Source organism: Mycolicibacterium flavescens (assembly GCF_001722335.1).
GTDB classification, from domain to species: domain Bacteria; phylum Actinomycetota; class Actinomycetes; order Mycobacteriales; family Mycobacteriaceae; genus Mycobacterium; species Mycobacterium flavescens.
In genome coordinates this window covers 43,899-65,902 of record NZ_MIHA01000009.1, presented here as the reverse complement: position 1 = coordinate 65,902, position 22,004 = coordinate 43,899, and the positions used below count along the sequence as shown (strand labels likewise).

At 66.2% G+C, this 22,004-nt stretch carries 21 protein-coding genes and 1 pseudogene; 10 read left to right on the top strand and 12 right to left on the bottom strand.

The window, feature by feature from the left end; genetic code table 11:
- Positions 1-38 precede the first annotated feature (38 nt).
- The 4 genes from BHQ18_RS13880 to BHQ18_RS13865 form a co-directional block, all read right to left on the bottom strand.
- On the bottom strand, positions 39-896 hold the full coding sequence (locus BHQ18_RS13880) for a shikimate dehydrogenase (protein WP_069414203.1): 858 nt from the start codon (positions 894-896) through the stop codon (positions 39-41).
- Between the two features lie 99 nt (positions 897-995).
- A complete protein-coding gene (locus BHQ18_RS13875; RefSeq protein WP_069414202.1) occupies positions 996-1,637 on the bottom strand; it encodes a TetR/AcrR family transcriptional regulator in 642 nt (213 codons plus the stop codon).
- Positions 1,638-1,714: 77 nt separating this feature from the next.
- Complete coding sequence (ilvA, locus tag BHQ18_RS13870; RefSeq protein ID WP_069414358.1) at positions 1,715-2,917, bottom strand: threonine ammonia-lyase; 1,203 nt, start codon at positions 2,915-2,917, stop codon at positions 1,715-1,717.
- A 13-nt stretch (positions 2,918-2,930) separates the two neighbouring features.
- Positions 2,931-4,379 (bottom strand): APC family permease, encoded by a 1,449-nt coding sequence (locus BHQ18_RS13865; RefSeq protein ID WP_069414201.1) that lies wholly within the window; start codon positions 4,377-4,379, stop codon positions 2,931-2,933.
- Between the two features lie 286 nt (positions 4,380-4,665).
- Between BHQ18_RS13865 and BHQ18_RS13860 the strand changes: the two genes are divergently transcribed.
- Positions 4,666-5,673 (top strand): zinc-dependent alcohol dehydrogenase family protein, encoded by a 1,008-nt coding sequence (locus tag BHQ18_RS13860; RefSeq protein WP_069414200.1) that lies wholly within the window; start codon positions 4,666-4,668, stop codon positions 5,671-5,673.
- A gap of 135 nt (positions 5,674-5,808) precedes the next feature.
- Here BHQ18_RS13860 and BHQ18_RS29880 read toward each other — a convergent pair whose 3' ends face one another.
- Entirely contained in the window at positions 5,809-6,387 is a 579-nt protein-coding gene (locus tag BHQ18_RS29880; RefSeq protein ID WP_069414199.1) for a TetR/AcrR family transcriptional regulator, read from the bottom strand.
- A 175-nt stretch (positions 6,388-6,562) separates the two neighbouring features.
- Here BHQ18_RS29880 and BHQ18_RS13850 point away from each other — a divergent pair, with 175 nt between their 5' ends.
- The 6 genes from BHQ18_RS13850 (at position 6,563) to BHQ18_RS13830 (ending at position 13,329) form a co-directional block, all read left to right on the top strand.
- Positions 6,563-8,125 carry an alpha/beta hydrolase gene (locus BHQ18_RS13850; protein WP_069414198.1) on the top strand — a complete coding sequence of 521 codons (1,563 nt, stop codon included), beginning with the start codon at positions 6,563-6,565 and terminating at the stop codon, positions 8,123-8,125.
- A gap of 106 nt (positions 8,126-8,231) precedes the next feature.
- Positions 8,232-9,860, top strand: coding sequence for a glutamate synthase-related protein (locus BHQ18_RS13845; RefSeq protein WP_069414357.1), 1,629 nt, complete (start codon positions 8,232-8,234; stop codon positions 9,858-9,860).
- Between the two features lie 56 nt (positions 9,861-9,916).
- A complete protein-coding gene (locus tag BHQ18_RS13840; protein WP_069414197.1) occupies positions 9,917-11,845 on the top strand; it encodes a thiamine pyrophosphate-dependent enzyme in 1,929 nt (642 codons plus the stop codon).
- Positions 11,846-11,891: 46 nt separating this feature from the next.
- Entirely contained in the window at positions 11,892-12,443 is a 552-nt protein-coding gene (locus BHQ18_RS13835) for a YaeQ family protein (protein WP_069414196.1), read from the top strand.
- Between the two features lie 110 nt (positions 12,444-12,553).
- Positions 12,554-12,709, top strand: a complete 156-nt coding sequence (locus BHQ18_RS30300) for a hypothetical protein (protein ID WP_205866099.1) — start codon at positions 12,554-12,556, stop codon at positions 12,707-12,709.
- Between the two features lie 17 nt (positions 12,710-12,726).
- On the top strand, positions 12,727-13,329 hold the full coding sequence (locus tag BHQ18_RS13830) for a dihydrofolate reductase family protein (RefSeq protein ID WP_069414195.1): 603 nt from the start codon (positions 12,727-12,729) through the stop codon (positions 13,327-13,329).
- An 11-nt stretch (positions 13,330-13,340) separates the two neighbouring features.
- Here the strand turns inward: BHQ18_RS13830 and BHQ18_RS13825 are convergent, their stop codons facing one another.
- From BHQ18_RS13825 to BHQ18_RS13815, 4 genes are all read right to left on the bottom strand, one after another.
- Positions 13,341-14,363, bottom strand: coding sequence for a quinone oxidoreductase family protein (locus BHQ18_RS13825; RefSeq protein WP_084294054.1), 1,023 nt, complete (start codon positions 14,361-14,363; stop codon positions 13,341-13,343).
- A gap of 106 nt (positions 14,364-14,469) precedes the next feature.
- Complete coding sequence (locus BHQ18_RS13820) at positions 14,470-15,381, bottom strand: alpha/beta hydrolase (protein ID WP_109789292.1); 912 nt, start codon at positions 15,379-15,381, stop codon at positions 14,470-14,472.
- Positions 15,378-15,545: a hypothetical protein gene (locus BHQ18_RS30130; protein ID WP_165614563.1), complete on the bottom strand. Its 168-nt coding sequence runs from the start codon at positions 15,543-15,545 to the stop codon at positions 15,378-15,380. Before BHQ18_RS30130 ends, BHQ18_RS13820 begins: the two co-directional genes overlap by 4 nt.
- Positions 15,546-15,653: 108 nt before the next feature.
- The gene (locus tag BHQ18_RS13815; RefSeq protein WP_084294053.1) at positions 15,654-16,610 is read right to left on the bottom strand and encodes an MOSC domain-containing protein; all 957 of its coding nucleotides are present in this window, start codon (positions 16,608-16,610) and stop codon (positions 15,654-15,656) included.
- A 109-nt stretch (positions 16,611-16,719) separates the two neighbouring features.
- Between BHQ18_RS13815 and BHQ18_RS13810 the strand changes: the two genes are divergently transcribed.
- Positions 16,720-17,328, top strand: a complete 609-nt coding sequence (locus tag BHQ18_RS13810) for a TetR/AcrR family transcriptional regulator (protein ID WP_069414193.1) — start codon at positions 16,720-16,722, stop codon at positions 17,326-17,328.
- Between the two features lie 61 nt (positions 17,329-17,389).
- A complete protein-coding gene (locus tag BHQ18_RS13805; RefSeq protein WP_069414192.1) occupies positions 17,390-18,433 on the top strand; it encodes an LLM class flavin-dependent oxidoreductase in 1,044 nt (347 codons plus the stop codon).
- Positions 18,434-18,720: 287 nt separating this feature from the next.
- Here the strand turns inward: BHQ18_RS13805 and BHQ18_RS29575 are convergent.
- Positions 18,721-19,497 (bottom strand): annotated as a pseudogene (locus BHQ18_RS29575) (IS3 family transposase); the annotation flags it as partial.
- A 577-nt stretch (positions 19,498-20,074) separates the two neighbouring features.
- On the bottom strand, positions 20,075-20,515 hold the full coding sequence (locus tag BHQ18_RS13790) for a pyridoxamine 5'-phosphate oxidase family protein (protein WP_069414191.1): 441 nt from the start codon (positions 20,513-20,515) through the stop codon (positions 20,075-20,077).
- A 140-nt stretch (positions 20,516-20,655) separates the two neighbouring features.
- On the opposite strand from BHQ18_RS13790, the gene BHQ18_RS13785 reads away from it, so the two are divergent.
- Entirely contained in the window at positions 20,656-21,024 is a 369-nt protein-coding gene (locus tag BHQ18_RS13785) for a hypothetical protein (protein WP_069414190.1), read from the top strand.
- Positions 21,025-21,617: 593 nt separating this feature from the next.
- On the opposite strand, the gene BHQ18_RS13780 is transcribed toward BHQ18_RS13785, so the two are convergent.
- On the bottom strand, positions 21,618-21,902 hold the full coding sequence (locus BHQ18_RS13780; protein ID WP_069414189.1) for a hypothetical protein: 285 nt from the start codon (positions 21,900-21,902) through the stop codon (positions 21,618-21,620).
- Positions 21,903-22,004 lie beyond the last annotated feature (102 nt).

Genomic DNA, 22,004 nt, shown 5'->3' with positions numbered 1-22,004 from the left:
TCCTCCTCATTTCCTTCAGTGGTCTGTCAAGCGGGCGGTCACCCGGCAAGGTGGCGAAAGTGCCGCGACATTCGTTCGGCGTCCGGAGTGATCCCGGTGATCAGTTCGAATGCGGTGGTCGCCTGATGGACGGCCATGTAACCGCCGTCGAGCGTTCGGCAACCGACGTTGCGGGCCACGGTGAGCAGCGCGGTGTTCAGTGGGCGGTAGACGATGTCGGCCACCCACAAGGCCGGGTGCAGAAGTGCCGCGTCGAACGGCATGCCCGGGTGGTCCGCCATGCCGGTCGGTGTGCAGTGCACGACACCGTCGCTGTGCGGCAACAAGACCGACAGCTTGTCGTATGCGGAGGCGTCGACGTGGGCGCCCCGGTGCCGTTCGGCGAGCTCGCCGGCCAGCGCCACGGCACGGTCGACGTCGAGGTCGACGACGGTCAGGTGCTCGGCGCCCAGAGCCAGGAGCGCATGTCCGACGGCCGCTCCCGCGCCCCCCGCGCCCAGCAGGATCACGTTCGCGATGGCCGCCCCGGGCAGGCCTTCGACGAACCCCGTGCTGAAACCGGGTGCGTCGGTGTTATAGCCGACGGTGCGGTCCGACTCGAAGACCACCGTGTTCACCGCGCCCAGTTCCGCGGCGTCGTCGACGATCGTATCCAGGTGGGGGATCACCAGCCGCTTGCATGGGTGGGTGACGTTGAGTGCGTTGAAGCCCAGTGCGCGCGCCCACCTCAGGATTTCCCCGATCTGCCCGGCCGCGAGACCGAGGTGGTTGAGGTCGATGGTGCGGTACACGTAGTCGAGACCGTTGGCTCGGCCCTCGGCCATGTGAAGGGCGGGAGTCAGGGACGGGCGGACGCCCTGTCCGACGAGACCCACCAGGTACGGGCTGCAACTCACTGCTCACCCTTCCACGCAATGTACTAACTAGTTCGTTAACTCAGTAGAGCACTGTGTCGCCCGTCTCGTCAACCGTCGGAATGTGAGCGGAATCGCTCGTCAGATGGCGGTCAGCCAGCCGATGACGATGTCGCCGAGCATGCGGCGGGTATGGGCTCGCGTCACCGGATCGGTGAAGTCCACGTCGAAGAGGAAGCCGAAGGTGTACCGGTTCGCGACTTGGAACACGCAGTACGAACTGATCAGGAGGTGCACGTCGAGCGCGTCGACGTCGGTGCGGAAAACGCCGTGGTCACGGCCGCTTTGCAAGATTTCATCGAGGAGCGTTGTCGCCGGTCGGGCGAGGCTGCGAAGCGACCCGATTCGGCTGATGAACTCCCCGCGATGGATGTTCTCGATGGCGACCAGGCGGATGAAGGCCTGGTGGTCGAGGTGGTGATCGAACGTCAGTTCCGCCAGGCTACGCATCGCGATGACCGGATCGACGTGGTCGACCTGCAGGCGCTGTTCGGCGTCGCGGATCCCGCGGTAGGCATTCTCCAGTACGGCCATGTAGAGGCCTTCTTTGCCGCCAAAGTAGTAATAGATCATCCGCTTGGTGGTGCGGGTGCGTGCGGCGATCACGTCGACCCGCGCGCCCGAGAATCCGGACTGTGCGAACACCTCGGTGGCCACGGCGAGTAGCTCCGCGCGGGTGCGCTCGGCATCGCGCTGGAGCTCGGGGCGGGTCTCGCCGGTCACGCGGTGAGCCTACTGGCGAGGCGGCACCGGCCTGATGATGCACCCGCATCCCGGGCCGCAATCCCAGCTGGGTGTGCTCACGACTGCGCGTCAACGGTGAACCCCGCACCGCTGAGGGTGTCGAGCACCGCCTGTCGATGTGCTTCACTTCGGGTCTCGACGGTGAGCATCACCTCGACCTCGTCCAGAGCCAGCGTCGGCGCGGTGCGCGAGTGCACCACGTCGAGCACGCTCGCCCCGGTCTCGCTGACCACATTGAGCAACCGGCTCAGCCCGCCGGGGCGGTCCGGAATGGTCACTCGCACCGCCAGATACCGGCCCGCGGCACGCAGGCCGTGCGTGATCACATGCGTGAGCACCAGCGGATCGATGTTGCCGCCGGACAGGACGGCGCACACCGGGCCGCGGAGGTCGAGGTCGCCTGTCATCAGCGCCGCGACGGCCGCCGCACCGGCGGGTTCGACGATCAGTTTCGCGCGCTCCATGCAGAGCAGCAGCGCGCGGGACAGTGCCTCTTCGCTGACCGTCAGAACCGACTGGGCGAGCTCCGCCACATGCGCGTAGGGAACGTCCCCCGGCAGCCGCACCGCGATACCGTCGGCCATGGTCTGCATGGACCCCACCCGCACGGGATGCCCGGCGGCCAACGAACCCGGCCATGCGGCAGCGCTCGCGGCCTGCACCCCGATCACCTGGACCTGAGGTGCCAAAGCGTGGGCAGCCGAGGCGATTCCGGCGAGCAGACCACCTCCGCCGGTCGGCACGACGATGGTGGAGACATCGGGAATCTGCTCGACGATCTCCAGGCCGACGGTGCCTTGCCCGGCCACCACGTCGACATGATCGAACGGGTGGATCAGGACTGCACCGTGTTGTTCGGAGTATTCGCGCGCGGCAACCAGGGCGTCGTCGATCGTCTCGCCGGTCAGGTGCACTTGCGCGCCGTAGGCCTTGGTCGCTGCCAGTTTGGGCAGCGCGACGTTGACCGGCATGAAGACCGTCGACGCGATCCCGAGCTCGGTCGCGGCCCAGGCAACGCCCTGCGCGTGGTTGCCGGCGCTGGCAGCGACCACGCCGCGGGCCCGCTCGTCGCTGGAGAGGTTCGCGATCCGGTTGTACGCCCCGCGGGGTTTGAACGATCCTGTGCGCTGCAGGTTCTCGCATTTGAAGTACACCTGCTGGCCGGTTCGCTCCGAGAGCACCCGCGAGGCGATCACCGGCGTACGTCGCACCACCGGTCTGAGCCGATCGGCGGCCGCCGCTATCTGGTCGATCGAGATGAGTCGCGTCGCTTCACCTTTCGTCTGCACGCCGGTTGATCGCTTCCAGTAGACGATGTTCGGCGTCTTCGCCCGGTTCGATGCCCGTCGGGATGCGGAACAGGAAGTATGCGCCGAGCAGCCACCACGCACCGAACAGGATCCACGGCTGCGGGTCGAGGAACGCGGGCATGCCAGGCAGGTAGAGGCTCAGCAACCCGACACAGAGCACGACGGCCGCGCCGCCGATCGCCAGACCGGCCTTTCCACGTCCACCGACCCGAAGCGGCCGGTCCATCTGCGGCTCGCGTCGGCGCAGGATCAGGAACACGATCGAGACCAGAAGGTAGGTGATGACGATGCTCGGCGACCCGGAGTCGACGAGCCACCCCAGCATCGCCTCGCCCAGGAACGGAGCGAGGAAGGACAGCCCGCCGATGAACAGCAGCGCGTTGATCGGGGTGCGGAACCTCGGGTGGAGCTTGCCGAACCAGGCCGGCAGCATGCCGGAGCGCGCCATCGAGTACATCAATCGAGATGCGCCGAGCAGCAGCGAGTTCCACGAGGTGAGGATTCCGGCGATGCCGCCGGCGATCAGCACCTTGGCCATGAAGTCGTTGCCGAACAGCACTCCGAATGCGTCTGCGGTGGCGATGTCCATCTCAGCCAGTTCGCCAGGGGGCATCGCGGACGCGGTGGTGACGATCGTGATGAGGTAGAAGATGGTCGCGAGGATCACCGCGATGACGACCAGGCGCCCGACCTGACGGGCGGGGACGTTCACCTCCTCTGCGGACTGCGGGATGACGTCGAATCCGACGAAGAGGAACGGCACCACGACGAGGACCGCGAAGAACCCTGCCGCGCCGCCGGTGAACAGCGGCTGCATGTCGTCGGTGGACCCGCCGGTGAAGGAGCCGACGACCAGCATCAGCGCGATGATCAGCAGCAGCAGAACGACGAATGTCTGTGCCGCGCTGGCTAATTTGACGCCGAGGATGTTGATGGTCGTGATGATGACCGCTGCGATCGCGCCGACCAGCGCCCAGGTCAGATACACCTCGCTTCCCGCGACCTCCCACAAGCGAACCTGGTTGAGGTCCGGGAAGAGGTACAACGCGGTTCTGGGCAGGGCCACGGCCTCGAACGCCACGATGGTCACGTATCCACCGACGATCCCCCAGGAGCCGATGAACGACCACCGCGGCCCCATGCCGCGAAGTAGGAAGTTGTGTTCGCCGCCCGCCTTGGGGATGGCTGCGGTGAGTTCGGCGTACGTGAGGCCGACCATCGCCATGATGACGCCGCCGGCCGTCATGGCCAGCACTGCCCCGAGGGTGCCCGCCGACCCGATCCAGTCCCCGGTGAGCACCACCCAGCCGAAACCGATCATCGCGCCGAAGCCCAGTGCCAGCACGTCCCAGTTGCCGAGGACCTTCAGTAGCGACGCGTCCTCAGGCTTTTCGACCGTTTTTCTCTCCATGCCAGACGCGCCTTCCTGACTCTCGAAGCGGCTACCGCGAGCGATGAAATCACGCTAGCCGCTTCGGTCGCCGTCAGTCGGCTGAACCGGGCACAGTGCGGGGTGACCAATTGCTCGAGGGGTGGGTACCGACGTCACCGCTTGGGGCACCGCGCGACGGCCGTGTCACTATCCTCGCGAGGATTGGCGATCACGCCCCTGGTTATCGGTGGTCCCGACGGCGACACTGTAGGCACCGCCGGTCCCGGCGCGTCGCGCATCCCTAACCGTGGTGAGGAACATCGACATGACCGACCCGATGAAAGCCGTCGTGCTGACCCGTTTCGGAGGGTCCGACGCATTCGAGGTGCGCGAGGTATCCGTACCGCGCGTCGGACCGCGCCAGGTACGGGTGCGTGTCCACGCGACCGCCCTCAACCCGCTTGACTACCAGATCCGTCGCGGAGACTACGCGGACCACGTTCCTCTGCCGGCGATCATCGGCCACGACATCTCCGGTGTGGTTGAGGAAGTCGGGTCCCACGTGACCGAATTCGGCGTCGGCGACGCCGTGTACTACACGCCCCGGATCTTCGGCGGCCCCGGCTCCTACGCCGAGCAGCACGTCGCCGACGTCGATCTCGTCGGCCGGAAACCCGAGAACCTCAGTCATCTGGAGGCCGCGAGCCTGACGCTCGTCGGTGGCACCGTCTGGGAGTCGCTGGTGACACGGGCTCAACTCTCCGTCGGAGAGACGATCCTCATCCACGGCGGCGCGGGCGGGGTCGGGACGATCGCCATCCAGGTCGCGAAAGCGATCGGCGCTCAGGTGATCACCACAGCGAAGGCGGCCGACCACGAGTTCGTGCGCTCCCTCGGAGCGGACGCGGCGATCGACTTCACCTCGACGGACTACGTCGACACCGTGGCGGAGCTGACCCGCGGCGCGGGGGTCGACGTCGTCTACGACACGATCGGCGGCGACGCGCTCACGCGAAGTCCGCTGCTGCTCAAAGACTTCGGTCGCGTCGTCAGCATCGTCGACATCGCGCAGCCCCAGAATCTCATCGAGGCATGGGGCAGGAACGCCGCATACCACTTCGTCTTTACGCGACAGAACCGCGGAAAGTTGGACGCGCTGACCACACTGGTCGAACGGGGGCTCGTGAAGCCCGTCATCGGCGCGACTCTTCCGCTCGCTCGAATGGGCGAAGCTCACGAACTCCTGGAGAACAGGCGGTCGTATGCGCTGCGCGGCAAGGTCACGATCGACGTGGCCGACGACACCGTCGCGCTTCCGCCGCGTGCCGCGTAGCGAACGTTGCCACTCCGACGGATCGAAATACCCTCTGCTGCAGTGCGAGTGGTTAGGGTGTACGCATGACGCCCGGTCGCGGTTTTAGTTCACACGCCGTCGCCGGCGACGCCGCACGGTCGGGTCAAGACCCCGCTAGCGCACCCCGCGGAACGCGATCTCCAGGACTGCGTCGATGTACGCGTGGTCGAGCGGCATGTCGTGAAACATCCGGTACTCGATGACCCCGTAGAGCATGTCCCGCAGAGTCGCCACGTCAGCGTCGGCGCGAATCTCGCCCCGCTCCTGCGCCAGCACGGCCCGGGCCCGAAAGCCCTTGATGTTCGGTTCGATGACCTGCTCGTGGACACCGCGTTGCAAGACGGGATCGGACTGGCAGGCGGCGATCACGCCGCAGTACGCCGCCCCGAATCCGGTGGTGGTGACCAAGTCGATGATTCCGGTGAGCTGGAGCCTCAGGTCGGCCTGCAGATCCCCGCTGTCCGGGAATACGACGACGGGATCGAGGCTCTGGGTGGCGGCTTCGAGTATCACCGCGCCCTTGGATGGCCACCAGCGGTAGATCGTCTGTTTGCCCACGCATGCCCGCCGGGCGATCGCCTCGATCGAGACGTTGTCATACCCCAGCTCGCAGACCAACGACATCGCCGCCTCGAGAATCGCGCGACGCGAGTTCTCATTGCGGCGGCTGGGGTCTCTGGGACTTGCGGACATATCCCGTGACCCTACTGCGAAACGCCCGCCCACCGATACGCAACGGTTCGTCTTGTCACGAGACGGACCGTTCCGTATTGTTCGGTTTGGTACGTCTTCTGAGCTCCAGCGTCGAGCATCGGCCGACATCACCCAGCACAGCCAGCCCCCCGCCCACACAATCCTGGAGATCGCAGTGACCCGGCACGGACGACATCCTCGAGACCCGGCGAAGAAGACGGCCGGATTCTTCGTCCTGTGCATCGCGATCCTGCTCGCGGCGTGTACGTCGGCACCCGCACGTACCCGGCACGCCGGTCTCGACGAGTTCTACGAGCAGGCGATCTCCTGGCAGACATGCGATGATTACGCCACGACGTCCATCGAGAGCGCCGTGTACTCCGCCGCCTCCACCGCCGAATGCGGTCGTCTGCTGGTCCCACTGAACTACCAGGACCCCTCGGGCAGGACCGCACAGCTCGCCGTGATGCGTGTCCCCGCCCGCGGCGAATCGCTCGGATCTCTTGTCATCAACCCCGGCGGGCCCGGCGGATCCGGGCTGTTCGCCGCGGCGGCAATGTCGTTGGGACTGAGTGAGGAACGGCTGACCGAGCACTTCGACCTCGTCGGTCTCGATCCGCGGGGCGTGGGCAAGTCGGAGCCTGCTGTCGACTGCTTCACCGACGCCGAGGCCGACCGCGGCGGCTACGTCCTCACCACCCAGGGCACGACCGTGCAATGGACGCAACAGGATACGAAGGCCATCGTTGACCGGTGCGCGGAGCGCTCGGGTGGGCTCGACGTCCTGGCGGGCGTGGGTACGCGCGATGCGGCGCGTGACATCGACGTGCTGCGCGCCGTACTGGGCGACGAGAAGCTGACGTTCCTGGGCCAGAGTTACGGGACCCGGTTGGGCGCCGTGTACGCCGAACAGTTCCCGCAGAACGTCCGCGCGATGCTGCTCGACGGCGCGATCGATCCGCACCAGGGCACAGCGGAGCGCCGGATCGCCGCGTTCGCCGGATTTCAGCGCGCCTTCGAGCAGATGGCCGAGTTCTGCGCCACGCAGACGGTCTGCCCACTCGGGCACGACCCGGACCGCGCCACCGCGACGTTCCATCGGATCGTGCGCCCACTGTACGAAACACCGCTTCCGGCACTGACCACCGATCTCGACTACGACGAAGCGATCGGGGGCGTGATCTCCGGCCTGTACACCGAGGCCGCGTGGCCGCGCGTCATCGCCGGGATAGCGCAGCTACAGCAGGGACGCGGCGACGAACTGCTGCAACTCAACTACGATTTCGCACTCCGGGACGCCGAGGGTCGCTGGACCAACTTCACCGAGGCGCTCTTCGCGATCAACTGTATGGACGAGGACCGTCTCAGTGAAACTGCCGGTAACCGGTTGCGCGCCGACGTGTTCCGCGTCGCACCGTTCATGGATCCCGGCGTCGCCCTGACCGGCGCGCGGGACGGCTGCGAACACTGGCCGGCCGAACCGACGCTCGGCTATCCCTACGCCACCGACATCGCAGATCTGCCGAAGACACTGGTCGTGTCGATCACCGGCGACCCCACCACGCCACACGCCGGTGGCGTCCGCCTGGCCGAAACCCTCGGCAGCGCACTGCTCACCGTGGAGGGCGAAGGCCACACGATTGTCACCGCGGGGACGAATCCGTGCGTCAACGCCGTCGCCGCCGACTACCTGATCGACCTCGAAGTCCCACCAGCGGGTACGTCGTGCGAACTGTAATCGCCGGCCGCCAGCGAATCGGTCTGTGGCTCAGCGCAATCCGCTATTGGTGTTACACGGACCGCACGGGTATGACAACGTCGAACACAAACGAACGGACGGGCTGATGGACTCTACGGTGGGCAATGCCGTACACGTGGGCGGATTGGCCGCCATCCCCGAGGGCGCCCCGCACGGTGTCGAAGTCGCGGGGGTGGACCTGGTCCTGATCCGGGTCGGCAACGACATCTCAGCGTTGCACGGTCGCTGCGCACATCGTGGTGCGCGGATGGCAGACGGCCACATCGAGGGGAACCTCCTGGTATGCGACCTGCACGGCTGGCGATATGACACCAACACCGGTATCGCGCCGGTCAACCCTTCAGTAGGGCTGACGAAGTTCCGCGCCTGGGTGACCGACGGCGAGGTCTACGTCGACGAGTCTGCGGTCTCAGCGTTCGCCGAGGCCAACCCGCAACAGTTCGACGACGACGGCTACCAGGGCACCTGGATCAAAACGGCCGACACCCCCGAAGAACCGTTCGTCACGCAGATCCACGAGTTCGCCGCACACGGACTGAGCCGGGTGGGCCACCACGGCCCGGTGGCCGCGATGGGGGTGCCCCGCGACCGCCTCCCTTCCTGGGATTCGATTCAGGTGTTGCCCGCGCAGTTGCGGCGGCTACCGCTGTTGGACGACGAACCGGTCAGCACCGACACCGTGATCGGTCCCCGCACCGCCCGCCCGCTGCTGCTCGACATCCCGCTGTTCGTCAGCGATATGAGCTTCGGCGCGCTGTCGCAGGAGGCGAAGATCGCCCTCGCCACCGGGGCGGAACTGGCCGGCACGGGCATCTGCTCCGGTGAGGGCGGCATGCTTCCGGAAGAACAACAGGCCAACTCCAGATACTTCTACGAGTTGGCCTCCGGCGGGTTCGGTTGGAGTTTCGAGCACCTGCGCAAGGTGCAGGCTTTCCACTTCAAGGGCGGCCAAGGCGCCAAGACCGGCACCGGTGGCCACCTGCCCGGGTCTAAGGTGGTGGACCGCATCGCCGAGGTCCGCGGGCTGGCTCCGGGGACGCCTGCCATCTCGCCTGCCCGGTTCCCGGAGTGGGACTCGCTCTCGCAGTTCAAGGACTTCGCCGCCCGGGTTCGGGAGGAGTCCGGCGGCATCCCGGTCGGATACAAGATGAGCGCCCAGCACATCGAGCAGGACATCGACGCCGCATTGGAGATCGGCGTGGACTACCTGATTCTCGACGGCCGTGGCGGCGGGACGGGATCCGCGCCGACCATCTTCCGCGACCACATCTCCGTACCCACCATCCCCGCACTGGCGCGAGCACGGCGGCACCTGGACCGTTCCGATGCCGGTCACGTCACGCTGGTGATCACGGGCGGGCTGCGCACCCCGGCGGACATGGTCAAGGCCCTGGCACTGGGCGCCAACGCCATCGCGCTGTCCAACGCGGCGCTGCAGGCGATCGGGTGCGTGGGCATGCGGGCTTGTCATACCAACGCCTGCCCCGCAGGCATCGCGACGCAGAATCCGCAACTGCGGGCACGGCTCCCGGTACCGGCAGCCGCCCAGCGACTCAATCGCTATCTGCGCTCCGCCGTGGAGTTGATGGTGGTGATGGCCCGAGCCTGCGGACACCGTCGCCTAGCCGACTTCAACCTCGACGACCTCGCAACATTCGACCGGGACTTCGCGCATCTGACCGGAGTCCCCTACGCAGGGGTGGTGCCGCTTTGACCACGACGGATGACACCTTCGACGCCGTTACCGAATCCGGGAGCGAGCAGCCAAACGTGGACTGGCACAAGGTCGCCGACCTGCACGAGTTCGTCGACGGCGAAGTGCGGGTCTGTCCGGTCGGGCGGAAGACCGTCGCGGTGACCAAGTTGCACGGCCGCTACGGCGCCATCGACAACCGCTGTCCGCACCAGGGCGGACCACTCGGTCAGGGCACTGTGGAGAACGACAAGATCCGCTGCCCCTGGCATGGCTTCGATTTCGACCCGTTCACCGGCCAGGCAGCGGGCGGGCCCGACTTCGACGTCCCGACGTATCCGGTGCAGGCTCGTCACGACGGCGTGTATGTCGCCACCACACCGCCGGCCTCGCACACCCGGACCGTCAGCGATGTTCTCGTCGAGACGATGCTCAACTGGGGCGTGGACACCGTATTCGGCATGGTCGGCCACTCCAATCTGGGTGTCGCCGAAGCGCTTCACCGCGCGGAAAGTGACGGTCGGCTGCGGTATTTCGGTGTCCGCCACGAGGGTGCGGCGGCTTTCGCCGCAGCCGCGTACGGGAAGCTCACCGGCAGACCAGCGGCGTGCCTCGGAATCGCCGGACCGGGTTCGACGAACCTGCTGACCGGGCTCTACGACGCGAAATCCGACCGCGCTCCGGTGCTGGCGCTATCGGGCAACGTCGACTCCTCGGTGGCGGGCAAAGGCGCGTTCCAGGACATCGATCTGCTCGCTGCCTTCGCCGACGTGGCGGTCTACTCCAAGATGGTGTGGGCCGGCTCGGAACACGGTGAGCTGATGACGCTCGCGCTCAAGCACGCGATCCTCGAACGAGGCGTCGGTCATCTGGCCGTACCCGACGACGTGCAGACCCTGGAGGCGGCCGATCAGCCGGCGTCCGGGCCGCAGGGCCGCATGCCGGATCTGCGGATCTGTCCCCCGGCCGCACCGTTACAGCAGGCCGTGGAGCAGATCGCCGCAGCGACCCGTCCCGTGGTGATCGTGGGTGCCGGCGCGAAACACGACATGGCTGCCGTGATCGCACTCGCCGAGACCCTGCACGCCCCCGTGCTGACGACGTTCAAGGCCAAAGGCCAGATTTCCGATGCACATCCTCTGGCCTGCGGTGTGCTGGGCCGCTCGGGCACACCGGTGGCGTCCTGGATGATGAACAAGGCCGATCTACTGCTCGTCTTCGGTGCTTCGTTCTCCAACCACACCGGTATCTCACCGTATAAGCCGACGATCCAGGTCGACACCGACTCACTGGTTCTCGGCCGGTTCAAGCCGGTGACGGTTCCGCTTCTCGGTGATGTCGGAATGTGTTGTGCCGCACTGTCTGATCGGCTGCGCCCACATCCGAATCTGGTCGACCAGCGCCCGGAGGTGGCGGAACGGTGGAGCGTCTGGCGGACCGAGAAGGTGCGCCGGGCGGCGGCGCGCGCCGACTGCGGCGTACCCGCGGCGGCCGTCATCGAGGCACTCAACGACCTGGTTCCGGCCAACGCGGTCCTCACAGTCGACGTCGGCGATCACGCCTACTCGTTCGGCCGGTACTTCGAAACGAAACAGCAATCCGTCCTGATGTCGGGCTACCTCGGATCGATCGGCTTCGGATTCCCCGCCGCTATGGGTGCCTGGGCGGCCGCCCCCGACCGGCCCATCGTGACGGTCACCGGCGACGGCGGTTTCGGTCAGTACCTCGCCGAGCTCACCACGGCGGTCAAGTACGGCATGAACATCACCCACATACTGCTCAACAACGGCGAACTCGCGAAGATCAGCGACGAACAGCGGGCCGCCGAGTACGCCGTGTGGCAGACCTCGCTGCACAACCCTGATTTCGCGGCGTTCGCCCGCAACTGCGGTGCTCACAGTGTTCGGGTGGAGGATCCCGCCGAGCTCTCCGGGGCGATCGCCGGCGCCCTCGCCCATCCGGGGCCTGCGCTCGTCGAGATCGTCACCGACCCCCGTTCCCGCTGACGGGGCCCAACTCTTCGGGGAACACCGTCAGGGTGGACACTATGACGTGGCCCTTTCTGCAACGGTGTACAAAGTCGAACTCGGCGTCTCCGATGTCGACCATGGTTACTACGCCGATCACACGTTGACGGTGGCCCGTCATCCCAGTGAGACCGACGAGCGGATGGTGGTGCGGTTGTTGGCATTTGGGCTGCGCGCGCATCGGCTCGTCGACGTCGACGGTGCGTTGGCGTTCGGGCCCGGCCTGTCCACCCCCGGCGTGCCGGACTTGCAGCTCGCCGATTACACCGGCCGGATCCTGGAGTGGATCGACGTCGGTCAGCCCGATGCGCGCGCCCTGGGCAAATCGGTCAGCCAGGCCGATCAGGTGCGGCTGTTCCCGTACGCCGCCGGAGTCGCCACCTGGTGGCGCACAGTGGGACCCAAGGTGGCGGGGCTGCCGAACCTGTCCGTGGTGCAGATCCCGCACGCGCCGGTGCGGCAACTCGCTCAGACCGTCGATCGGCGGGTCACGGCGCAGGTGATGGTGATGGAGGGTCAGGTCACGATGACCGTGGGCAACGTCGACGTCACCTTCACTCCCGAGCCATTGGAGTGAAACGGGTCTGGTCCGGACGCGGTCAGGACCGCTGCTAGAGACCGGCCAGCCGGGTCCTGTGGCCGGGTATCGGCCGTGACCCCGAATAGCCGAGTACGAGTGGGGTTTTGATGAACCTGCTGTCGCGCTCGGGCTCGAGCACCGCGATCGCGTGCATCAGCGGACGGGGCAGCGGCGCCAGTGCGGCGGTGCCGCCGGGGACACCGGACCAGCCCGGCGGCGATGACTTCCAGCACGCGGGGCAGTCCAAATTCGTGACACCGTAGAAAGAAAGGACACCGTCATGGCGGAGCTTCTGGTCGACTTCATCACCTCCCTCGACGGGCACGCATCGGGCGAGGGATGGCCCGGGTTCTGGGGTTTGGAGGGCCCGGAGTACCTCGCATGGCTCGGCGAGCAGCCGGAGGTCACCTATCTGATGGGAGCCAACACCTACCGGCTGATGTCGGGCTTCGCCGCCGGCGAGGTTCCGAGTGGCCAGGACGAGTTCAGACCCGAAGAGGAGGAGTCCGTCGACGAGCTCACGCAAGCGACCAAGGTGGTGTTCTCCTCAACACTCGAGGAGCCGCTCACGTGGGCCAACTCGACGCTGGTGCGCGGTGACGCTGTCGCGGCGGTCCGCGAGATGAAGTCGAGTGGCTCCGGACTGCTCAGCACGATCGGGAGCCTCAGCCTGTGCCGTTCCCTGCTTCAAGCGGGACTGGTGGACCGCTTCCGGGTCGTGATGTTCCCGGTGATCACCGGGGCCACGGGCGCAGAGCGCATCTACGACGGCTATCCGGACGTTGCCCTGGAGATGATCGAGCACCGCACCTTTGACGGGCGCACCCAGCTGGTCGAGTACCGACCCCGCGTGCTCGAGCACCCGCCGCTGCACAAAGCGTGAGTGTCGCCTGTTCACCGCGCCGACGTGGAATCTCGAGGGATCAATACGCTTTTGCCGACCGTGCGCCGGTCGCTGATAGCGCGGTGGGCTTCGGCCACCCGGTCGAGCGGATAGCGGCCGCCGATCGTCACCTCGATCTCACCCTGGGCAGCCCAGGTGAGCAGCAGCCGCATCGTCTGTACGGTTCGCTCCGGCCGATCCCGCAGCCAGCCGTTGAGCGAGTAGCCGACAACTGTGGCGTTACCGTTCATCAGGGCCATGGCGGGCAAGTCGCCTGGCGTGCCGCTCGCCGCCCCGAACGTCACTATCCGCCCGAAGGGCGCAAGGCATTCCAGGCTCTGCCGAGCGATCTCACCGCCGACCGAGTCGAGCACCAGGTCGACACCCCGGCCTGCGGTGTGGTCGAGCACCCGTTGCGGCCAGGAGCGCTCGGAGTAGTCCACGGCAACGTCGGCCCGATGCCGACGGACGTGGTCGAGTTTCTCGGGCCTCCCGACGGCCCCGATGACGGTTGCGGCGCCCAGCGTCTTGGCGATCTGGAGGGCCAGCGTTCCCACGCCCCCGGCAGCCGCGTGGACGAGCACGGTCGAACCCGGTTGCAGCTCGCCTGCGTCCACCAGCGTCTGGTATGCCGTCATCCCGTGGATCCACAGCGCCGCCGCACCGGCGTCGTCGATGCCGTCGGGCACCGGCACCGCGAAATGTGCAGGCGCCACCGCGTATTCGGCGTAGCCGTGCTCGACGAGCGCGGTGACGCGGGTGCCCACGGGCATTCCCGTCACGCCCTGACCGTAGCCCGCCACGACACCGGCCACCTCCTGGCCCAAGCCGCTGGGCAGCGGAATGTCGGTGCCGAACACACCCTGACGCTTCATGATGTCGCCGAACGCGATGCCGGCGGCCGTCACCTCGATGAGAACCTCACCGGGTCCGGGCATCGGCGTGTCCACGTCGGCCACCTGCAGTACGTCGGTTCCGCCAAACCCTGTCATACGAACGGCCTTCACCCGGTCGCCCTTCTCTTCGTCGAACATTCGGCCGAGGTGTCGACGCAGCGGCAGTGGATCGTGATCCCCGTCGACGTGTGACACGTAACTGTCCAGCCGGATGAGAAGACCATCACCACGTCGTCGACGTCGCTCATCGTGATTCTCCGGTCGAGTTCGATGTCTCCGATTCACTCAGGGCGTCGGAAAGGAACGCCACCTGGTCGTCGAGCACCCGGCGGCGCAGATCGGGACGGTAGAAGTCGAAGTGGGAGAGCGGGTATCGCCGCAGGACACCCCGCGGGGCCAGTTCGGCGATCTGCTCGCCGCCCCGGGTCTCGCGGTCACGAATGCCGACACACACCAGCACGGGCATCGCCAACCGCGAGGCGTGCCGCCCGGGCCGGTAGGTCATCATGTCGAGCAGCGCGCGAGGAGCGACCTCGTTGCGCCACGTCGGGGAGTTCATGTCCGCCACCGCCTGCCGGGCCTCGTCGCTGGAGATCACTGCCAAGTCGCCTCGTGCGCCAATCGCAGGGATGTAGTACGGGGCCCGCGAGAGCCGGCCTCGGACTCGGTCGCGCAGGATCGCAGTCAAAAGCCGCAGCGTTGTCGTCACCGAGCGGCCCTCGACCCGTTTCGGGAAGCCGTTGAACGGAACCTGTGCGACGACCGCCGCGACGGCCGGGTCTTCGGCAGCGACGGTGATGACGTGCCCACCGCCCAACGATGTTCCCCACAGCGCGATTCGGCGTGCGTCGATGTCGGGTCGGCCGCGGGCGAACCTGATCGCGGCTCCGATGTCGGCGCGTTGCCCGGCGAGGTCGACCACTTGACGGTCGGCCCCTGCGCTACGGCCGAAGCCGCGGTAATCGAAAGTCATCGCAGTCAGCCCGCTCTCGGCGAAGGCGGTCGCGGCGGCGATCATCGATGGGGTGTCCTGGGTGCCGCCGAAACCCGGGCAGAGGACGACGCACGGCGCGGACCCCGCGGATGCTGCGCGATAGAGCAAGCCGCTGCATCGGATTCCATCCGACGAGAACTGCACGGCTTCTTCGATCGTCATTCCGCGCCGCCTTCGGGGAGTTGTGCGCCGAGCACCGCGACGGCGGTCAGGCCAGCTTCGCTCGCATCGAAATCTCTGGCACGGACGCCCTTGGATACCCGGTGGTCGAGACCGGCGACGGTGGCCGGCTGCGGCGTGCGGTGTCGCATGCGGCTTTCGTCCATTAAACCGACCGTAACAGACCGACCGTCGGTCTGTGAAGTTGTCCAGGCGTCACCGCGCATCGGCCGCTTACACAGCGGGCGTCGTCGCCGCGGGATCGGCCCCCCGATCTACGGTTGATCGCCACTGTTCGCAGATATCTTCTCGATTACCGTTGCGAGCGCGTCCTCGCGAGGCTCAACGCGTTCGAGGACGACCGGGTCCCCGGCGCGTACGACGCCGGGTCTGATCACGTTCGCGTAGCTTCCGGCGCAGGCGACTTGACCCAATGGACCTATTTGCTTGCGGCCGAATCGAGCGATCGTCTTCAGCACACCGAGATCCTTCGGCAGACCGGGTTGCGGAAGGGTCGTCATCACGCACCGCGGCACCGGCATGAAGACATGGACAACGACTTCGGTGCCGATGTGGAGGTGGCAGCCCAGCCAGTCGTCTTCCTCGCGAAGTTCGCCGCCGTCGTCGATGAGGATGTTCGGCCGCAATCGCCGTGGATCCCAATCGCCGGCCGGGTATCGGCCCGCGAGCCCGTGTAGCGTGCTTCCGGCGATGACGTGTAGCGCAGCGATGTCGAACATGGTGCCCGGTGCTGCCATTCCGACGTTGAAGTCCCGCACCTGCTCGCCGCCTTCCTCGCGGAACAGGGCTTTGAGTGGGCCTGGATCGGCGTCGGCGATGCCCGGCATGGCCAACTCCGCTGAGGCGCCCTTCGGGGCACTGGTGAGGGGGGACACGTCGCGACCAAGCAGCGCCGTAACTCGGCGCGCTAGCTCGGGCAGGTCGTCGCGCACCACCGTGCCGTCCGGAAAGGCGACCTCTATCGGCGGAGCCGGCGCGTCGGGCCTCGGCGGCGACAGGTACCGCGCGCGGCACTGCATCAGCGCGCCGTAGCGCTTTGGCCGCTTGGCGCTGGCCACTTTGCCCGTCTCGACGTCCAGGAAGCCATAGGCGCGATCACCCACCACGCCGCCGAGTCCCATCGTGACCTCTGGGACTTCCTCGCCCATCATCGACTTGACGGGGTAATGCCAGAGCCGGTCCACGCGCGCGCCTGTCATCCGTGATGCCATCGAACCTCCGGATTCTCGAGCCTAAAACGAACAGTCATTCGTTATTGCGATGGTCGCCGTTACGGTCCTGCCTGTCAAGAACGGATGTTCGTTTTGGGATGATGCACGGATGCCGAAGGTCAACGAGGAACATCGGGCCGCCCGCCGCGAGCAGATCATCGACGCCATGCTGCGCTGCGTCGCTCGCGACGGCTTCCACAAGACGTCCATGGCGGCAGTGGTCGCCGAGTCCGGCCTCTCAGCAGGCGCGGTGTATCTCTACTTCAAGAGCAAGGACGACCTGATCCGGGCGATCGCCGAACTCGTGGCCAGCGAGGGACTGTCCGCCGTGTTGGATCAAGCCGCCGCCGATGTTCCGCCGCCGCATCAGGTGCTCGCGATGGTGCTGGAGCGGGTGGTCGCCCTGGGCGAGGAGCGCGGCGTCGAACTCCATCGCGTGGCGCTCCAGGCCTGGGCCGAGGCCGCTCGGTCCAACGAGATCATGGCGATTTACCGACGTGAAGGTGCCCGCGGCCGCGGGGCGTGGGCCACCTATGTCGAGCGCGGTATCGCCGCTGGACACTTTCCGAGAGACACCGATCCGACGCGGATCGCCCACACGTTGATCGGGCTGATCCCCGGCTTCATGGTGCAACGGCTGTTCTTCGAGGACCTCACCCCCGCGGCGTACGCCGCGGGCCTGGCCGACCTGATGAGGCCGTCAGTCGCGCCCGAGTGAGGCGCGGCCGACCCGACGACATGCGTGGAATAGGCGCGACCGTCGAACCGTCGTTATCCCCGTGAAGGAAGACGACCACGCCGCGGCGAAGCTCCATGCGCCCGCGGTCGGTGTATGGACCGACGTTCGGCCGGAACCCGGCGACCCCCGAGCCGAGAGGCGCTACGGAGAACTCCTCGAGGAGGTGCGCCTGGCCGATCAGTTGCCCTTTCGTACGTTTGCCACGACCGAACAGCACGGCGTCGAGGACGGCTACTTGCCTGCGCAGCTTCCGCTCATCGCGGGCCTAGGGGTGGCCACGGAGCGAATCCGCTTCATGACGAACGCCCTACTGCTGCCACTGCATCCGTGGCGCCAGGTGGTCGAACAAGCGATAGTGGCCGATCTTCTGTCGGGGGGACGGCTGGAGCTCGGCGTGGCGGCCGGTGGTTACGCGCGTGAGTTCGACCTGTTCGGAGTCGACTTCCGCCGGCGCGGCGAACTGATGGAACGGGGACTCGCGTTCATCCGACAGGGCCTCCGAGACGGATCGCTGCCCGACGGCCCCGACGGAACCGACGTCGCGGCGCCGCCCCGCCCTGTACAAGACGACATCCCGATCTATCTGGGGGGCGGTGCGCCGAAGGTGCTTGACCGAGCTGTTCGACTGTCCGACGGGGTCATTCCTGTCGACTTCTTCTCTCCCGAAACCAAATTCGCGGAGTTGTGGGAGGACGGACTTGCGCCTGCCCTGGCGCGACACGGTCGGTCGCTCGACGACTTCCGATTCACCATCTGCGTTCCACTGTGGGTGTCCGAGGATCCCGAACGGGATTGGAACCTCTTCTACCGGGACGCAATCGAGTACCAGTTCAACCAGTACGCGACGTGGGCCGGGGACCGCTCACAGGTCGGCGTGGACACCGACTCCGATACGCCCTGGCGACGCGAGACCATGCTCGTCGACACTCCGGAGAACATCGTCCGGCGCCTGAAAGACATTCGTGCTCGCGCGCCCTATCACCAGGTCGTGTTCTGGTACCGGATCCCGCACATCGGCCACGAGCGCGCGATGGCACACCTCGAACTCGTGGCGCACAAGGTCGTTCCATTCCTCGATGGCTAGCTGTTCCGCGCCTAAGACAGTGATGCCTTCTACACGGCCCACATGCGGTTGCACACTGGCCTGGATACTTGCGAGTGGTCTCACGTCAACTGCATCGCAGCCTGTTTACCAACCGCTTCGCTTTTTGGAAGCGGCAACCAAGCGCTTGCCCGCTGCTCAATCCAAGTAGGAAACTACTTGTCGGACTTCCTCCAGGAGTCCTTCCAAGCGCACAGAGATGTTCAACGATGGCGGTGTGAACCGCCATGGCATGTCCGGAGACTTTCTGATTGAGGACTCAGCTGGCGGCCGACTGCACCGACCGACGGTTGGATACCTGCCTCAGCGAGCCGCTCGGTGAACCGGATGGATGTACTACGAGCCTCTATCCGTATGGTGAACAACATCTTTCAAATCAAGGATACCGTCTTGCTGCCGTATACAGATCGCTTGCTCGATCGAGTCGAGCACCATCGTGGTCGCCATCGTCGATGCCACCCGCCAGCCCAGAATCCGGCGGGCTTAGGCATCGGTGACAAACGCGACGAAGGCGAACCCCGACCAGGTCGACACGTAGGTCAGATCAGCCACCCAGAGCCGATTCGGCGCCGGCGGGGCGAAGCGGCGCCCGACCAGATCAGCCGGCCGCACCGCGCCCGGATCAGCGATCGTGGTGGCTGTGGCCTTACCCCGCACCGCACCGCGCGGACCGAGGTCGCCCTCAGCCGCTCCACCGTGCAGCGGGCCACCTCGATGCCCTCGCGGTTGAGCGCCAGCCACACCTTGCGCGCACGGTAGACGCCGTGGTTCGCGCCGTGAACACGGTTGATGTGAGCTTTGATCGCCTCGTCGCGGACCTCGCGACGGCTGGGCTCACGCTCGAGATGCTCGTAGTACGTCGAAAGGGGCGATCTGCACACCGAGCCCGACGAGCTCGGCGCAGATCGACTGGACACCCCAGCGCAAACCATCGATGAATCGACAGATCAGTGGTGTGGCCGGTCCAGCTCGGCCGCGAAGAAAGCCGACGCCGTCTTCAAGATCGCGTTGGCTCGCTTAAGCTCGGCGTTCTCCCGGCGCAGCAGATACCTCCTCGACGAACCACCTGACATGACCCCATCCTTCCCAAGAGTGGAGTCTCCGGACATGTCGCGGCGGTTCACTCTCCAGAGAGACGGTCAATACCGATGAGCCCGAGTCAATTGCTTCTCTGGCAGTGCTCATCTCGGAGGTACCTGCCGGGTTCGTTGATGCCGCAGGCACCGCGGGGTGTGCACTACGACGCCGGGCTAATGCAGTATCTGCTGCCGTACGAGTTCACACGCCGGGCGAAGGACCCGGACGCTGCGGTGACGGACTTCTTCTAGTTCACTTACGGCGCTGCTGCCGATCTGATGGTGTGGGACCGGCCGGCCCACGAAGACCGACCCGACCCGTTGAACGCACAAAACATCGTCGCGTTAGCGCTTTCGGGTGCCAAGGCTCGCCGAAGCCGACACCCAGTTCGGCACCGATCTGCGGCAACGCCACGTTCACCACGGCGCTGTCGATCATCACGACCGACGGCTCTCGGCTCAGGTCATGGTGTGTGCGGGACAGCTCATGCCGCGGGACTGCCCTGAGGTGAATGATGCCCGCGGCGGACGTGGAGGTCCGCCGCGGCTAGTCGTCGTCCGACGCCGAGTCGCCGTAGTACCAAGACAGGGTTCGCGCGGGGGTCACGTAGATGTAGGTGGCACCCGGTCTCGGCGCGGTGGGCCACTCGGACTCCGGCACGCCGCGTGACCGGGCACCGTGGCGTGCGAGCTCCAGCGTTTCAGCGGCGTCCCGAACGATGCGTGCGTGCCCTTGGAACATCACCCCGCGGATATCCGCCATGGTTCTGCCGTCTTCGAGCATGACGCTCACGGCCGGGTTGCGCTCTATGTTGGCTACTTTGCGCGTGCCATCTCGCACACCCATGACAACATCGCCGCCCAGCCGGAAGTATCCCAGCGGCACGGTGTGTGGGAATCCGTCCTTGTCGATGGTCGTCAGAATCGCCCAGCCCGGACGGCTGTCGAGAAGCGCCGTGATCTCGTCGTCAGTGAGTTTGCGCGGCATATGACGAGGTTACTCGTGGTACAGCTCTCGCCCGCATTGCAGCGAAAGCTCTACGGCAGCCCCTCCGTTTCTGGCAGCCCCGGCAAGCGGCGCCGCTCACTTGGCGGCTTCGGAGTACTGCGAGGTCTAACGTTGGCGGCATGGGTTTGTTCAGCCATGAGGAGTTCCGGGACTCCGCCGACTGCACTGCGGCCGACGCTGGTGGTGGGGTTGTTGAGAGAGCGCGCCGTACCGAGGTGGACGAATTCGAGGCGAATGATCCTGTGGTGGTAGGTCCGGGTTTGCCGCCCGAGGATGGCTCATGCGGTCAATTCGCCGTGCAGTTTCACGTGTCTACGTCGATGCTGATCGGGTTGAAACGTATTGCTGATATGCGTGGAGTGAGCGTGCCGGAGGTGTGCCGCCAAGTGATCGGTGTGTTTGTTGCCCAGCAGGAGGGCGAATTGGCTGCGTTGCTTGCTGCTGAGTCCGAGGCGGCTGACTACCGGCCGAGTTTGGGCCACTCGTAGGTGAGTCCCGCTACGGGAGGATTACGCGGATCCGCGGCCGCTGTCCTGCACTTGTCGCTCAGCGTTACGACACAGTCCTGTTCCTGAGGCGGTTCGCCGAAGACATCGTTCTGCCGATCAAACTCGATGGACGCGAGCACATCGAGTATGTGCCGACACAGGTCTTCACGGAGTGCTTGCGCTACGCGTTCCCAGGACGTCGTCCTGACGGCTTGGTGTTCAGGCTTCGGTCGCAATTTCGTATTGCTTTGTGGGACGTAATCAGCTGCAACGCACGGTAATCACGGTGAGCAGCGCCATCATCACGATCGATTCGGCTACGCTGACCGCTTACCGCCTCGACTGGCGACCGACAGCAGGCGCCTCGTGACCCACTGTCCGCCGCCGCCCGACCGATAATGGCCGACCTGGTCAGTCAGCGCTGCAGCTCGCGAACGCAACTTTATGTCGACAACACCGGCATTCCCAGATCCGCAGTCCGCTCATCTCAGACTGGTGCGTTACCGTCCTCGCACGGCCAAGTTCCAGGTTGTGATGCCGTGGCGCAGCGGCTTGGTAATCGGCGTGACCGTAAGCATGCCAGCTGCCTCAGGTCAGATGCTTATGCCGCCCATGCGGCGGGTGTGCCCATTGGCGTCAATCTCAAGCACGAAGCCGTTTGTGAGCTGAGGCAGGTTGTCCAATGTGTCGGTGATGACGGCCTCAACCGCACGGGCTACTTCGCGGACCCCCTCACCTGCCAGATACGTAGTGCGCGCCGTCAAGCCGTCGCTGATTCGGTGTCCGCGGCGACTACCGAAGAACCGCTTCCCCACCACGTTCCCCGCCTCGTCGAGCACGTCGGAAATGTGTCCCGAAGTCTCGTCGATGCCCAGCACGTATTCATGTTCCTTGCGCCATCGGTGAAAGTTCTCCGCTCGGGTGGCGGTGAGCTTCTGCCATGTCGTGCTGGCGACCAGCGCGCGCAGCGCGTCGATGGA